Source organism: Parafrankia sp. BMG5.11 (assembly GCF_004337455.1).
On record NZ_SJXI01000060.1, the window covers coordinates 33,199 to 46,449 of the forward strand.

A 13,251-nucleotide genomic window follows, 5' to 3' on the forward strand; every position below is an offset into this window, starting at 1 on the left:
CCCCTGGATGCGCTTTCCGCCTTCGGCCATGGCGCGGTGCGGGGTGCGACGCCCCCGGCGAGCACGGCCGCTTGCGGCCGCGCACAGGCGGTCGCGCGGCGCAGCCTGCACCGCGCGCTCTTGACGAGATCGTCGACCCGTCGGAACGGGCGGAGTCCACGAAGTCGAACTACCGCGTCATGGTGAACAACCACATCCGCCCGGTTCTCGGCTCGTGCCGGCTCGTCGAGCTGAAGCACGAGGATCTTCAGCGGTTCTGAACCGCAAGGCGGCGGACGGGTACAGCACGTCGACCATGCGCACGCTGCGTTCCGTCCTGCGGCAGGCGCTCAACGAAGCGGTCATCACCGAGAAGATCAGTCGCAATGTCGCCGAGACGCTGCGGGTCCCGAAAGCGCGGAAGCCGAAGCGGAAGGTGGCCGCGCTGAGCAGGGACGACGGGCTGCGGCTGCTCGACGAAGCGAAGTCCACCCGGCATTACGCCCTGTATGTGCTGCTGGCGCTGGTCGGTCTACGCCGTGGGGAAGCGCTCGCGTTGAGCTGGTCCGACTTCGACGAATCGGCGTGCACGCTGCGGGTGGAACGCCAGGTGACCCGGGTGAGTGGCGTGAAGGGGCTGGTCGTCGGCCCGACGAAGAGTCAGGCCGGAACGCGCACGCTCACGCTGCCGACCCGGTGTGTCCGGGTGCTCTGGGCGCACCGCACTGCCCAGCACGCCCACCGGCAGGCCGCGGGGAAGCGGTGGAAGGAGAACGGGCTGATCTTCCCGAGCACCGTCGGTACGCACATGGAGCCGCGCGGGCTGAACACTCACCTGTCCAAGCTGTGCAAGCGGGCCGGGCTGCCGCACCTCGGGCCGCACGCGCTGCGGCACACCGCGGCGACGATGGCCTACGCGCTCGGTGTCGACTGGAAGCAGATACAGGGGATGCTCGGCCACACGATGCTGTCGACGACCATGGACATCTACGTGGACATGGTCGACACCGTGCACGGTGACGCGGCGGCCAAGCTGGACGGCTGGTTCCCGGTGGAGGACAACGAGGCCCCGGAGGACGGGACGACCGAGGCGGAGGGGGCCTGACGGGCTGTTGGCTGTCAAAAGAACAGAGCCCCGCGCCGTGTTATCGGCTGCGGGGCTCTGACCTGTCTCAACCAGACGTGCGCTCGGAGGGACTCGAACCCCCAACCTCTTGATCCGTAGCCCTCGGCGGGCCGTCCACGGACGTCTACCGGCGTCCGCCAGTGCAGGTCACGGGCTCGGGGATGTCCACTGCTGTCCACCAGCGTCCACCCCGGTTGCAGTACAACTGCCGTACGGCGGCCGATCGGACGTCTGTCACAGAACGTCGCCAGGGCCGAATCGGCGTCCGCGGCCTCAGCCTGGATGCGCCGCCCACTGGTCCACTGCCCAGGCCATGTGAGCTCGGAGAAGGTCACCCCGCGGTCGGACATGGGGCGGGATGGCGAGCGGTACGCCGTCCAGCTTGGCCAAGTCAGGGAAGTGCTTCAGGGAGGGAGCTACGCGCACGGTCCAGGTGTCCGCATCGATGGCCAACTGGAAGCGGTCGAAAAGGGTGTGCAGGTCCCTCCGAAACAGCAACCCCCCGGCCAGGTCGTGGACGGGAGAATCACTGTATCGGTAAAGATGCGCAGCCTCGATCACGTCGGGCGGCTGAGGGCCAGTGATCACGCAGACGTCGCCGAAGCGCTGGCGCAGCTCGGCGCGGAACCTCGCCTGGCCGATGCGCACCTTGCCGATGGCCATGCTGTGGCCACCGGGGACGTCGGCCGGAGTCGCGTCCGTCCACCAATGAGGGCCGACACCAGCCGACATGGAGACGATCGGCCGGAGCTTCTCGAAGTCGAGAGGTCGGATCGACTGTTGCTTGCTCTGGTTCAGGTAGGCGGGCCCCAGGGGCGCGACTGTGAGTCCCTCGATCGGCCGCCACGTGCGGCCGTAGTCCGCGACGTAGACCGTGACGTCGATGTGTTCCTCGGTCGGGGTGTCGAACTCGGTGCCGCACAGCGAGCACCTGTACTTGGGCGTGATCGTTCGGCGGGTCTTGAGGGAGGTAGCCCCACAGGATGGGCAGCGGCGGCGGACCTTGGAGCTCTCCGTTGTGCTTACCTCGTCGATCCACCCGCTACCGAACACCAAACGGCTATCGCGAAGAACTGCGAGGTCCCCGGCCTGTACCGAGCGGTGATTGGCCACGGTGCTGTCCCAGACGTACGTACTACCCAGCAGGTCCGAGTACCCGAGATTGCCGCCAAACTGACGCTCCGACTCGTCCACCGTCAGCAGGCTCCACGCACCCATGCTGATCATTCTTACCCGAAGCCGGCGGACGCAGCCAGACGCCTACACGTCGACCCGCGGGTTAAGAGAAGCGGGCGCTCCATCCATGGATGTCCGCAGGCGTCCGCCGAGTCGGCGCGACTTGGGGTTCGGCGTCGACCCGCGCCCACCGGTGTCCACCTACGTTCACCGGCTCGGGTACAGCCGTGGGTACACGGCTCACCGGGCCCCACAGGCACCGGGAGCGTAACGGCCGGAGCCAAAAGTTTTGCCTGTTGCCTACCTGATTGGTTGAGAGCGAGGTACGGCTATGCGCTGGCGCCAACACCGGAGACCGAGAGTCGCTCAACATCATTGATGATGTTGAGCACGTTTTGATATCGCATTCTTCTGTCATGGTTGACGCAACGCTCGATAATTGGCCGAATAGCTCCAGAACATGCGTCAATATTTTCTTTGCCAGAGAAAATGAACGATATAATGTGACCTATGGCGTAGATGTCGGCGAGCGCGTCAAAGTCCTTAAACCTTGGCAATGTGGGATCGATGATTGTGCCCTTCATGGATGCATCCGTCGTAGTAACCTCGGTCCGAGGGTCTTTATGTAGGCCAAAATCGGAGAGCTTAACGACGACGGCCTGAAGGTCGTACTTTTTAATCAAGACATTTTTGCGACTAATGTCGCGATGTAGAATTCCTTTTAGATGTAGATAGTTAATGCCATAAAGAAACTGGAGCGCTATCCTCTTGCGCACGCTATAGCTAAGCTGTGAATTGTTCTTCGCAATGAAATTGGCTAGAGTTGTATCGCAATACTCCATGGTGTAGGCATCGACATCCGCTTCGTAGCGATATGCCTGAACGATGTACGGGAAGCTGAGGCCTTTGAGTAGCACAAATTCTCGTCGAAATCTTTCGAGATCGGCCTCGTCGAGATTTTTCTTGGTGCTTTTCCGGGCAATAAAGATGTCGTGGTTGTCGTCACGAAATTTGTGGACGATGGCGTAAGATCCCTCGCCCACCAACTGAAGATTGTAGCTACGACCGTCACTCTTAAGGCGCACTACGGTGTCGGGGCTGCTGAAAATCGTGTCGTAACGTTCGAGGATTACAGGACCAAAATCCTCCGGAATAGCACTTCCGCCCGACTGTACAAGAAATTTTCCGCACTCGTCGAGAGTTTCCCGGTAATGGTCACTCAACTTGATGGTGATACCGACCTTCTCAAGAAGTTTCTGCGTGCCCGAAATCTCCTCGATCAGGGCGAGGAGTTCTCGACTTGCATTTGCGTTATAGTGACCATTTATTTTCTTTTTCTCGTTCATGTATCCAAGTAGGTCGTCAAGGCGCTGATGGAAGTGTCCAAAAATTGGGCGAAGTCGTGCGTCTTCCGACCCATAGAGACGTGCATGACTCTCTGCAACCTGAGACTCTGGATACCTTTTAGCAAGATCATCCCAGATGAATTCCTCGCGATCCACCGGCATTTCCTAAACCTTCCCCCGTAACATCATGCTATGGCCCACGCTCGCTTGCTCGCGAGACGGCGACACGCCGGCGAGCATGGCGCGCCAGCGCCACGCACAGCCGTCGCGTGGCGCGTCTCGTACACCCTTGATCTCTAAATCGAGCAATTCGGCAGTCCTGCGGCTTGGTAATGCAGCTCCGTCGTGGTGGGAAGCGCTTCGTAGGCTCCGGGGCGGCTGATGGTGAGGGCTGCGGCTGCTTGGGCCTGGTGGACCGCGTCGGCGGGATCGGTGCCGGCAATCAGGTGGGCGCAGAGCAGGGCGGTGAAGGCGTCGCTGGCGCCGGTGACGTCGATGACCTCGGCGGGTGGTGCGGGGTAGGTGGTGGTAGCGCCGTCCAAGCGGAGGACGCATCCGCGTTCGGCAAGGGTCACGCAGACTGTTCGCACGCCGAGTGCGTCAGCTACGGCGTCGGCGAGATGCTCGGCGGGGTCGTGTACGGCGGGGAGTCCGCTGAGGAGCGCACGGGCCTCGGCTTCGTTGGGAACCAGGATGTCGACGTGTTCCCACGGGAAGCTCTCGATGACTGCTGGATCGCTGGGAAGCGGAGCGGGGTTCAGGACGACGTGCATGCCTTGGTCGCTGGCTGCGGTGATGATGCCGGCGGCCTGGCCAGGGGACTCGAAGGTGACGAGGAGGGTGTCTCCGGGTCCGCTGGTTTCCACGGCGGTGATGAGATGGCCTGCGGTCACATTGAGCGCGTCGGGGACCCGCCAGATCATGGCGTTCTCTCCGTCGGGGCGGGTGTAGACGACGCAGACCGGTGTGGGGGCTTCGGGGATGGCTGTCATGGTGGAGGCGTCGACGCCCTCGGCGGTGAGCGCGCTCCGGATGGCCTCGCCCACGACATCGGTCCCGACGCATCCGACGGCGGCAACCTGGGCGCCAAGACGGGCAAGCGTGACAGCCTGGTTGAGTGCTTTACCGCCGGGGACGGTCCGCATTGCTTCGGCGCGTAGGTCGTCGCCCCATACCGGCAGGCGGGGTGTGCTGATCAGACAGTCGAGGACGTAGGCGCCGGCCACGAAGAACCGAAGCTCGCTGATGGGGCGCGCTGGCTGGGCGCCGGTCATGTGCTGGTGTAGGTCCAGGCGGAGCCGACTCCGCGGTACTGCTCGACCGGGATCGGGGCCACCCCGGGGCGCATCTTGTCGGTATAGAGGTGGCCGTCCAGGTGGTCGATCTCGTGGGCGACCAGGCGGGCGAGGCCCTTCTCGAACACGGTGATGTGCCGGGTTCCGTCGATGTCGGCGTGTTCGACGTGCAGGGTGAGCGGTCGGGGTACCAGGCCGCGGACGTCGAAGAAGCTCAGGCAGCCTTCGTACTGCTCGTCGGTCTCGGGGCTGGCCTCGATTACGGTCGGGTTGAGCAGGGTGATCGTGTCGCCGTCGATGGTGCGGACGATGGCGGCGGCACGGTTGATGCCGACCTGCGGGGCGGCGATCCCCATGCCCTTCCCGAAGGTGTGCAGGGCGGATACCCGTTCGATCGCTGAGGAGAGTTCGGCAACGACCCGGCGGGCGTCCTCGGCCTCGGCGGGCAGGGCGAACGGGCGGGCGGGCTTGTTAAGGATCTCGGCGCCCTGCTGCACGATGCCGACCGCGGTCATCTGCTCGGACGGTCGGGCGGCCTCGGCGGCGGGGTCGGGCTGGGAGCGGAAGTTCCACTCCAGCCGGTACCTGGCGTGCAACGGCGGCTCCTCCGTCGACCACGAGAACACCCGGCGTCCGGCGGTCTCGGTGCGGGCGATCGCGGTCCGGAACGGCAGGGCTTCGGCCGTCATCGATGTTTCCATGCCCCACACCACCGGATCGACCTCGGCGGGGAAGTCCAGCCGGACCGACAGGGATCGGGTCGGGACCCGTACGGCGCGCTGGAACCACGGCCCCCATCGGTCATCGGACACCCGGTACGAGTACTCGATGACGGCAGTGTCGCCGGGGTAGAGCGGGAAATGCCCCTGGGAGTTCTCGAAGCAGAGCCACACTTCCTTGAGCGCGTCCCAGTCGGTCTTGACCTTCCAATGCATCGGCTCGCCGTTGCACGTGGCGGAGAGTTGCAGGAAGTCCCACCGGAGCGGCTTCGCCCGGTACAGCCGGGCAGACCGCTCCGGGTCGCCCGGGTAGCGGTCGACGGAGATCCGCATCAGGTAGCGGGTGACCGGCTCGGTGCCGGTGTTCACGATTCGGCGCAACTGGTGCGCGTAGTACGTCGCGTCGTCGTACCGCAACGTCGCCTCGTCGACCTCGACGATCAGGCCGCCCTGCGACGCGGCCGGCTGCACGGGTGGGACTGCCGCGATCGGCGGGGATGCCTGCGCCGGAACGGGCTGCGGCCGGGCGGGCTGTGCGGTGGCTTCCCACCGGCGCGGGGCCAGACCGAAGTACCCACCTGGGATGCGCAGGGCGTCCGCGATGCGCTCGATGAGGTCCAGGGACGCGATGCGGTCTTCGCCACGCGCAATCCGGCTCACCCGTGACTGCGACAGGCCGTCGACCGGGGAGGAGATCCGGTCCTGGCTGGCGCCGTCGTACTTGCGCATCAGGCGAAAGATCGTCCCGAAGTCACGGACGGAGCAGGCGGAGCGGAAGTCGGGCCGGGCCAACAGCTCGGGCGACACCCGGTACGACCCGGCGGGCACGTCGGGTGGCTGTGTCACGGGTCAAGACCTCCACGTCCCACCGGTGCCGGCGCTCACGGCAGGTGGTGTGAGCGGGACAGCACGCTCAGACTAACGCGCCCATGCCAAACCGGTATGGACCTTATTCGCCAACCGGTTCCCGGCCGTTCGGCAACCGGGCGGCAACCGCTCGTCGGCCGTGCGCGCCGTTGTTCGGTGCTCCTCGACCCATACGTGACGTGTATGCGAGATCGACGTTTCGTGACTGTCCCGGTTCGGGTGAGGCTGATCCGCAAGCCACCCCGCCCCGCGTCGAGCCGCGATCTCCGCGGGGCGGGGTGGCGTCCAGGCCGTGAGGCGACGCGGGAACGGATGAAGGGGGTGCGGCGGTGTGGCCGACGACGGGCAGGACAGCCGCGGAGACAGGGCACGGCGAGTGCGGGGGTTCGCGATGACGTGGGTGAGCGGGTCGTGTCAGACGGACGAGGAACCCGGCGTGGGCTTGTTGCCGTGGGGCGCGGAGGGCTGGGCGCTGGTCGTTCCCTCGGGCTCCTCGGCGGTGGCGCTGGCGGAGGCGATGGCGGGGATGCCGGCGGGCCTGCGGTTCGTCGAGGCGTTCGGGGACGTGGATGTGGTGCTCGTCTACGCGGCGGACGGCGTGCGGCTGTCCCGGCGGGAGGTACCGGGCTCGTTCCTGCGGGCCATGCTCGAACTCGACCCGGTGGAGGTCGGGGAGGGCAACGGCCGGCGGTGGATGACGGCGGGGGAGCGGGGTGCGTATGACGCGGGGAAGGCGGATGTGGCGGATGCGCTGCGCCGTCAGGTGATCCGCCGTCGGCGTCCGCGGTCGTGGAACCCCTCTGCTCTGGGGTGACATCACGCGCGTTCACGGATGGGCCGGATCTCGTCGGGGGGATCCGGCCCTTCGTCATGTCAGAACGAAGTCCGCTCGTCCGAGCTGGTCACAGCCTGCTCGACCGCGGCGAGCCTGGTCACGATCTCGGTGAGGCGGTCCTCGACGCGGGCCAGGATGGTGAGGATCTCCCGGCCGGTGAGCTCGCTCGCCTCGTGATCACCGACCGGCGGGGCTGACAGGAGTACCTGAATCAGGTGGTCGTCCGGCCACTCCAGGGCGCGGGCGATCGACACGAGGGTCTTGTTCTGCACCCGGCGGCCGGCGCCGTGCTGCAGCAGGCGCACGGTGGACACGGACACCCCCGACAGCTCGGCCAACTGCTGCTGGCCGATCCGCCGGTTCGACATCCGCTCGTTCAGGGCTGTGGCGACGGCTGCCCAGTCCTCCCCCTCGGCCGGACCTCGCGCGGTGTAGACCCGGGGCGCTTTCCGGTCAGACATGACGCGCATATTAGTTGCCCAGCAACAGCCCCTCTTCCGGGTATCCGGTGCCCATACCAACCTTGCATGAACTCCACCCGGCGCGCTCCGATGAATAGACCTCTCTGGCATGAGCGCATACGAGGCGTACATACGTCGATCGTCTAGCGGTTGAAACGCGGTTGGCGAGCGGTGGATCGTGTATCTCGTCGGCCGAAGCGAACGGCCGGCGTAGGCGACTCGGATGTGTGGAGGTGGCGTGGTGGCGGTTCCGAAGCGAATTCCGGTGCGGTTCGAGGACATGTTCCCGCACGGCGCGTACGTGCTGGGCGTGGAGGCGGCGAACGACTTCGAGAAGGTGAAGGCGGGAGTGGCGGACGTGCAGGCGCGGGACAAGGACACCGGCCAGCGGATCTGGTCGGTGCGGGTCCTCGACCCGGACCCGGTGGCGCGACAGGCCGAACTGAAGGTGAAGATCCTCGGGGAGGTGGCGCCGGTTCCGCCGGATGCGATGCCGGGGACCCCGTTCCGGCCGGTGCTGTTCGAGGGCCTGTCGGTCCTGCCGTACGTGGACACCAACGGTTCCCGGCCTCGGCAGGGTTTCGCGTTCCGGGCGGTGGCCATGCGTCCGCTCGGCCCGGCCCGGCGGAGCAACCCGGCGGTGGCGGCGTGAGCGGGGCGGGGATGGACGGGCTGCGTTCCTCGACCCACCTGGGGTTGCACGTGGGCGCGGACTGGTCGGCCAGGTGCCACACCTACCCGGACAAGCCGCCGATCCTGGCGGTCACCACGGGTCGGACGACGCTGTCGCTATCGGCGGCCGGTAACGCGGCGACCTCCGATCAGGTGGACTTCGCGTACACGCTGCTTGCCGCGGTGAACGATTACCTCATCGAATGCGAGCGGCTGCGCTTCACCGCGCAGGACGCGGCCGAAAAGTCGGGGTATCTCGCCGCGTAGTAGTAGCCCTTCCTGGCTTCAGATAGGCGGCCCGGAACCGTGCTTCCGCGGGATCGCGGTTCCGGGCTCGCGCATCTTCTTCCGTTCTTCCTACTCCTGGTTCCGTGCGCTCTGAAACAGGTGGTATTTGTCATGTTCGGAATCAACGGCGACCGGCGGATGCCGCGTATTCCATCCCGGCCGGATCACATGCGGGTGCCGCTGTGGATGCTGCTGCTGGCGGTCGCCGGTAAGGGGCTGGTGTTGGGTGTCCGCTGGTGCTGGCGGCACCGGGTCGCCGTCCCGGTCGCGGGCGGCCTGGTGCTGTTCGTGCACCGGTTCGGCGCGCTGGGCCTGGTGGCGCTGCTCGTCGGCCTGGTCCTGGTCGCCATGGTCTGGCGGCGGCTGCACTCCCGGTCGTTCGGCTGGCTGGCCCGGTGGGTGTGGGGCAGGGCGCGGCTGACGTTCGTCTACCGGCGGCGGTGGCGGTCGGCGATGGTGCACACCGGGCTGGCGATCCGCATGCCGGCGTCGAACGGCGATCAGGTGACGTTCGACGAGTACTTCCCGCGGATCCGCTCGATTCGTTCGACGCGGGCGGTGGACGTGCTGCGGGTGGAGCTGCTTCCCGGACAGACCCCGGAGCAGTGGGCGGAGCAGGCCGAAGCACTGCGGCACGTGTTCCGGGCCCGGCGCTGCCAGGTGCAGGTGGAGGAGCACCGGTTCGTCCGGCTGCACTTCCACCACCGGGACACCCTGACCCGACCGGTGCGGCCCACGGGCCTCGACGCACCCGGCCCCGTCGTCGATCACGACGACGTCGACGTGATCGATGACAATCCGGACGGAGACCCCGCGGCGGGTGGTGCGCCCGATCTGCTCGTCGCGGGGCTCTCGTCGGTGCCGGTCGGCCGGCAGGAAGACGGCGAGCCATGGACGCTGCCCGTGCGCGGGACGCATCTGCTCGTCGCGGGTGCCACCGGCGCCGGTAAGGGCTCGGTGCTGTGGTCGATCATCCGTGGTCTCGGCCCGGCCGTGCGCGCCGGCCTCGTCGAGCTGTGGGTGAGCGACCCTAAAGGCGGGATGGAACTCGCCTTCGGTGAGCCGCTGTTCGCCCGGTTCGCCACCGACACGGAGTCGATCGCGGATCTCCTCGACGACGCGGTGTCGGTCATGCGGGAGCGCACGGCCCGGCTGCGGGGCCGAACCCGGCTGCACACTCCGACCACGGACGAGCCGCTGATTGTGCTGGTCGTCGATGAGATCGCCTCCTTGACCGCGTACGTCACGGATCGCGATGTGAAGAAGCGGATCGGGGCGGCGCTGCCGCTGTTGCTCTCGCAGGGCCGTGCGCCCGGGGTCGTGGTCCTGGCGGCGGTGCAGGACCCGCGCAAGGAGGTGCTTCCGTTCCGGGACCTGTTCCCGGTCCGGGTCGCGCTGCGGATGACCGAGACGGAACAGGCGGATCTCGTGCTCGGCTCCGGCGCTCGGGATCGCGGTGCCCGCGCGGACGAGATCCCGGTGTCCTTGCCGGGGGTGGGTTACGTGCTGCATGAGGGACAGCCCGAACCGGTGCGGGTCCGGGCGTCGTTCGTCGACGACGCCGAGATCGGCCGGACCGTGTGGACGTACCGGCCGGTCCGTGCGGTGGGCGGCGGCTGGACGCCGGACCTCGGCCCGTACCTCGACGACTCCACTGATCACGAAGACCTCGACGGCTCGGCTGGCTGGGGTGAGGTTGCTTGATCGACCCGACCACGCTCGGCGCTGCCCCGACCGAAGCCGTTCCGAGTGTCCCGGCTCCTTCCCCTGGCCGTGACGATCGGCCGGGGTCCCGGGCGGCCCGGATGCGGATGCCGCTCGCTCGCCAGGTGGTCGAAGCGGTCGCCATGGAGAACGGGGTCTGCGTTCGCCCGATGGCGATGCGGCGGACGAACCTCGACACGGGCGAGACCGAGATCATCCCCGTGCCGTGTGGGGCCACTCTGGCGAGCAAGTGTCCGCCGTGTGCGGAGCGGGCCCGGCGGCTGCGGATGGCGCAGTGCAAGACGGGCTGGCATCTGGAGGACGAACCGGTTCCTGACCCGGACCCGCCTTCGGAGGATGCGAAGGTTCTCGCCGGCTTCCGGGCGGATCTGGAGGTCGCTCGGCGGGACGCGGAACGGGACAGTGACCCGGCGGGCGTCGCTGAGATCGACGAACTCATCGGCCAGGTGGACGAGGAACTCAACGCCCTGGGCGTGCGGGGGAACGCGGCGCCGGACAGTCGGGATCGGCCTCGTCGGGCCCGGTCGACCCGCCGGCGTCAGGACGCTCCCGACCTGCCTCGGCTTCCCGTGGAGAAGCGCACGGTCGGCCGTACCTACGAAGCCGCGGACGGGACGACCTGGCGGCCGTCGATGTTCCTGACGCTGACCTGCGACACCTACGGCCGGGTGACCTCGGACGGCACCCCGGTGGATCCGGGCTCGTACGACTATCGGCGGGCGGCGCGGGACGCGATCCACTTCCCGAAGCTGATCGACAGGTTCTGGCAGAACCTGCGCCGCGCGGTGGGCTGGGATGTGCAGTACTTCGCGGCGCTCGAACCGCAACGGCGGCTCGCTCCCCACCTGCACGCGGCCATCCGTGGCACGGTGTCCCGGATGCTGCTCCGCCAGGTGGCGGCGGCGACGTATCACCAGGTGTGGTGGCCGTCGTGCAACCGACCGGTCTACTCGGACATGGTGCTCCCGGCCTGGAACGCGGATGCGGCGGCCTACCTTGATCCGGAGAGCGGGCGTCCGCTGCCCACATGGGACGAGGCGTTGGACGCGATCGGCGACGATGAGGAACCGGCGCACGTCGTCCGCTTCGGCCCGCAACTGCGCGCGGACGGGGTCACGGCGAACTCGGCGAACACCGGCCGGATGATCGGCTATCTGACGAAGTACCTGACGAAGAGCCTCGACGCCTGCCACGACATCGGAACGGACGCGCAGCGTCGGCACGTGGATCGGCTCGCGGAAGCGTTGCGGTACGAGCCGTGCTCGCCTATCTGCGCGAACTGGCTGCGTTACGGCGTCCAGCCGAGAAACCCGAAGCCGGGCCTGGTCCCGGGGAGGTGCCGGGGGAAGGCGCACCGGCGGGAGACGCTCGGGTTCGGCGGCCGGCGGGTGCTCGTCTCGCGCCGCTGGTCCGGCAAGACCCTGACCGATCACAAAGCCGATCGGGTGGCGTTCATCCGGGAGCAGCTCGAAGCCCTCGGTCAGACCGGCACCGGCCCGGCCATGACGGGGACGGACCCGGCCCGGATCGCGTGGACGCTGCTCCGGCCTGGTGACCCGGCCGCACCGCGCCGCGAGCACCTGCTGTTGCAGGCGGTTGCGCAACGGCACGCCTGGCGGGCTCAGCTCGACGCGGCCCGTCGCGCGACCGGCACCGGACTCCCGGCGACCGGCCCGCCGGTGACGGCTCGCGCTGCCTGAGTCCGGAACTGGCCTTCGGGAGAGGGACCCGTGACCAAGCTCCTCCTGACCGTCGACGAAGCCGCGCAACTGCTCGGCCTGAGTAGGGCGAAGCTCTACCAACTCATGAAGACGGGGGCGATCGCCTCGGTGTCGATCGGCCGGCTCCGGCGGATTCCGGCCGATGAGCTGAGCGCCTACGTCGATCGCCTGCGGGGCGGCAGCGTGGAGGCCGCGTGATCACCGGATGGCTCCGTCGTCGTGCGCCACCCCGTCAGGGTTTGCTCGGGCGGTGTTCCGTGATCCACCGCTCGATGTCCGTGGCGAGCCAGACCTTCCCGGCCTTGATCTCGCCGAGTGGCTCGGGGAAGGACGGGTCGGTGGTGGCGATCTGGTGCACGCGGACCCTGCTCACGCCGAGACGCTCGGCGATCTCGGCCGTGCCCATGAGCTGCGTCCGTCCCACGGCGGAAGAGTACTTGACACGTGCTAAGCCCGAACCGCATCATCGGACACGACTTAGCGATTGCTAAGTGATGGCGGTCCCGGTGGGTGCTGTGAACACCCGGCCGGGACCTTGATCCCAATCCTGCATGCACAGGAGTTGAGACCCATGCCCATCTTCCCGTCTGGCCATTCCGGCGCCTGGCGCACCCCCGGTGAGGACTCGCCGCTCGTCGGTACGCGCGTCCTCGACACCGGCGAGCACGAACTGACCATCCGTCCCGGCGCGGACATCGGCGACCTGCTGGCGATCCTCGCGACGCTTCCGCCGGACGCCTTCTTCACCGAGCACTTCGGCGATGTCGACGTGGCGTTGGTGTTCCACCAGGTGCCCGGCGACCCGGTCGCGGTCCCGGCTGGTCAGGAGCCTTCGGCGGGTCCGACGGCGGCAAGGGCCATCCGCCCGTAGCGGCTGTTCTGCCTGCTCTACCCCCATTTTTCTTCCGTTCTCTGGTGGCGCTTGAAGCTGTCGGGGTGTCGGACGGGTCCAGGGTCGGCCGAAGGCCGATCGCGTCAGCGACGCGCAGCGCCCTGGACGCGGCCGACACCCCGGCAGACCATCCCAGCGCCAGAGAACGG

General features: G+C 67.5%; 15 protein-coding genes. 9 read left to right on the forward strand and 6 right to left on the reverse strand.

The window, feature by feature from the left end; genetic code table 11:
• Positions 1–71: 71 nt before the first annotated feature.
• Together E0504_RS52505 and E0504_RS34735 are read left to right on the forward strand one after the other, a co-directional pair.
• Positions 72–260, forward strand: a complete 189-nt coding sequence (locus tag E0504_RS52505; protein ID WP_235014255.1) for an N-terminal phage integrase SAM-like domain-containing protein — start codon at positions 72–74, stop codon at positions 258–260.
• Between the two features lie 35 nt (positions 261–295).
• The gene (locus tag E0504_RS34735) at positions 296–1,084 is read left to right on the forward strand and encodes a site-specific integrase (RefSeq protein ID WP_235014257.1); all 789 of its coding nucleotides are present in this window, start codon (positions 296–298) and stop codon (positions 1,082–1,084) included.
• 294 nt (positions 1,085–1,378) lie between these two features.
• On the opposite strand, the gene E0504_RS34740 is transcribed toward E0504_RS34735, so the two are convergent.
• The 4 genes from E0504_RS34740 to E0504_RS34755 form a co-directional block, all read right to left on the reverse strand.
• Complete coding sequence (locus E0504_RS34740) at positions 1,379–2,299, reverse strand: HNH endonuclease signature motif containing protein (protein ID WP_165938703.1); 921 nt, start codon at positions 2,297–2,299, stop codon at positions 1,379–1,381.
• A gap of 311 nt (positions 2,300–2,610) precedes the next feature.
• The gene (locus tag E0504_RS34745; protein WP_165938704.1) at positions 2,611–3,783 is read right to left on the reverse strand and encodes a protein kinase family protein; all 1,173 of its coding nucleotides are present in this window, start codon (positions 3,781–3,783) and stop codon (positions 2,611–2,613) included.
• A 140-nt stretch (positions 3,784–3,923) separates the two neighbouring features.
• Positions 3,924–4,901 carry a PfkB family carbohydrate kinase gene (locus E0504_RS34750; protein ID WP_131626642.1) on the reverse strand — a complete coding sequence of 326 codons (978 nt, stop codon included), beginning with the start codon at positions 4,899–4,901 and terminating at the stop codon, positions 3,924–3,926.
• Positions 4,898–6,487 (reverse strand): peptide deformylase, encoded by a 1,590-nt coding sequence (locus E0504_RS34755; protein WP_131626643.1) that lies wholly within the window; start codon positions 6,485–6,487, stop codon positions 4,898–4,900. Before E0504_RS34755 ends, E0504_RS34750 begins: the two co-directional genes overlap by 4 nt.
• A 457-nt stretch (positions 6,488–6,944) precedes the next feature.
• Between E0504_RS34755 and E0504_RS34760 the strand changes: the two genes are divergently transcribed.
• Positions 6,945–7,322, forward strand: coding sequence for a hypothetical protein (locus E0504_RS34760; protein ID WP_306769290.1), 378 nt, complete (start codon positions 6,945–6,947; stop codon positions 7,320–7,322).
• A 59-nt stretch (positions 7,323–7,381) separates the two neighbouring features.
• Here E0504_RS34760 and E0504_RS34765 read toward each other — a convergent pair whose 3' ends face one another.
• Positions 7,382–7,804, reverse strand: coding sequence for a helix-turn-helix transcriptional regulator (locus E0504_RS34765; RefSeq protein ID WP_131626645.1), 423 nt, complete (start codon positions 7,802–7,804; stop codon positions 7,382–7,384).
• A gap of 241 nt (positions 7,805–8,045) precedes the next feature.
• Between E0504_RS34765 and E0504_RS34770 the strand changes: the two genes are divergently transcribed.
• The 5 genes from E0504_RS34770 (at position 8,046) to E0504_RS34790 (ending at position 12,408) form a co-directional block, all read left to right on the forward strand.
• A complete protein-coding gene (locus tag E0504_RS34770; protein WP_131626646.1) occupies positions 8,046–8,456 on the forward strand; it encodes a plasmid replication, integration and excision activator in 411 nt (136 codons plus the stop codon).
• A complete protein-coding gene (locus E0504_RS34775) occupies positions 8,453–8,743 on the forward strand; it encodes a hypothetical protein (RefSeq protein WP_243657757.1) in 291 nt (96 codons plus the stop codon). Before E0504_RS34770 ends, E0504_RS34775 begins: the two co-directional genes overlap by 4 nt.
• Before the next feature lie 132 nt (positions 8,744–8,875).
• Positions 8,876–10,468, forward strand: coding sequence for an FtsK/SpoIIIE domain-containing protein (locus E0504_RS34780; RefSeq protein WP_131626647.1), 1,593 nt, complete (start codon positions 8,876–8,878; stop codon positions 10,466–10,468).
• Between the two features lie 101 nt (positions 10,469–10,569).
• Positions 10,570–12,189 (forward strand): replication initiator, encoded by a 1,620-nt coding sequence (locus E0504_RS34785; protein WP_131626648.1) that lies wholly within the window; start codon positions 10,570–10,572, stop codon positions 12,187–12,189.
• Between the two features lie 30 nt (positions 12,190–12,219).
• Complete coding sequence (locus E0504_RS34790; RefSeq protein WP_112109238.1) at positions 12,220–12,408, forward strand: helix-turn-helix domain-containing protein; 189 nt, start codon at positions 12,220–12,222, stop codon at positions 12,406–12,408.
• A gap of 34 nt (positions 12,409–12,442) precedes the next feature.
• Here E0504_RS34790 and E0504_RS34795 read toward each other — a convergent pair whose 3' ends face one another.
• Entirely contained in the window at positions 12,443–12,616 is a 174-nt protein-coding gene (locus E0504_RS34795; protein ID WP_112109239.1) for a DNA-binding protein, read from the reverse strand.
• Between the two features lie 165 nt (positions 12,617–12,781).
• On the opposite strand from E0504_RS34795, the gene E0504_RS34800 reads away from it, so the two are divergent.
• Positions 12,782–13,081, forward strand: a complete 300-nt coding sequence (locus E0504_RS34800; RefSeq protein ID WP_112109240.1) for a hypothetical protein — start codon at positions 12,782–12,784, stop codon at positions 13,079–13,081.
• The last annotated feature ends 170 nt before the right edge of the window (positions 13,082–13,251 follow it).

Coding starts and splice junctions, on each gene's coding strand:
- E0504_RS34735 (WP_235014257.1), top strand. CDS start 296: ATGCGCACGCTGCGTTCCGTCCTGCGGCAGGCGCTCAACGAAGCGGTC.
- E0504_RS34750 (WP_131626642.1), bottom strand. CDS start 4,901: ATGACCGGCGCCCAGCCAGCGCGCCCCATCAGCGAGCTTCGGTTCTTC.
- E0504_RS34765 (WP_131626645.1), bottom strand. CDS start 7,804: ATGTCTGACCGGAAAGCGCCCCGGGTCTACACCGCGCGAGGTCCGGCC.
- E0504_RS34780 (WP_131626647.1), top strand. CDS start 8,876: ATGTTCGGAATCAACGGCGACCGGCGGATGCCGCGTATTCCATCCCGG.
- E0504_RS34785 (WP_131626648.1), top strand. CDS start 10,570: ATGCGGATGCCGCTCGCTCGCCAGGTGGTCGAAGCGGTCGCCATGGAG.
- E0504_RS34795 (WP_112109239.1), bottom strand. CDS start 12,616: ATGGGCACGGCCGAGATCGCCGAGCGTCTCGGCGTGAGCAGGGTCCGC.
- E0504_RS34800 (WP_112109240.1), top strand. CDS start 12,782: ATGCCCATCTTCCCGTCTGGCCATTCCGGCGCCTGGCGCACCCCCGGT.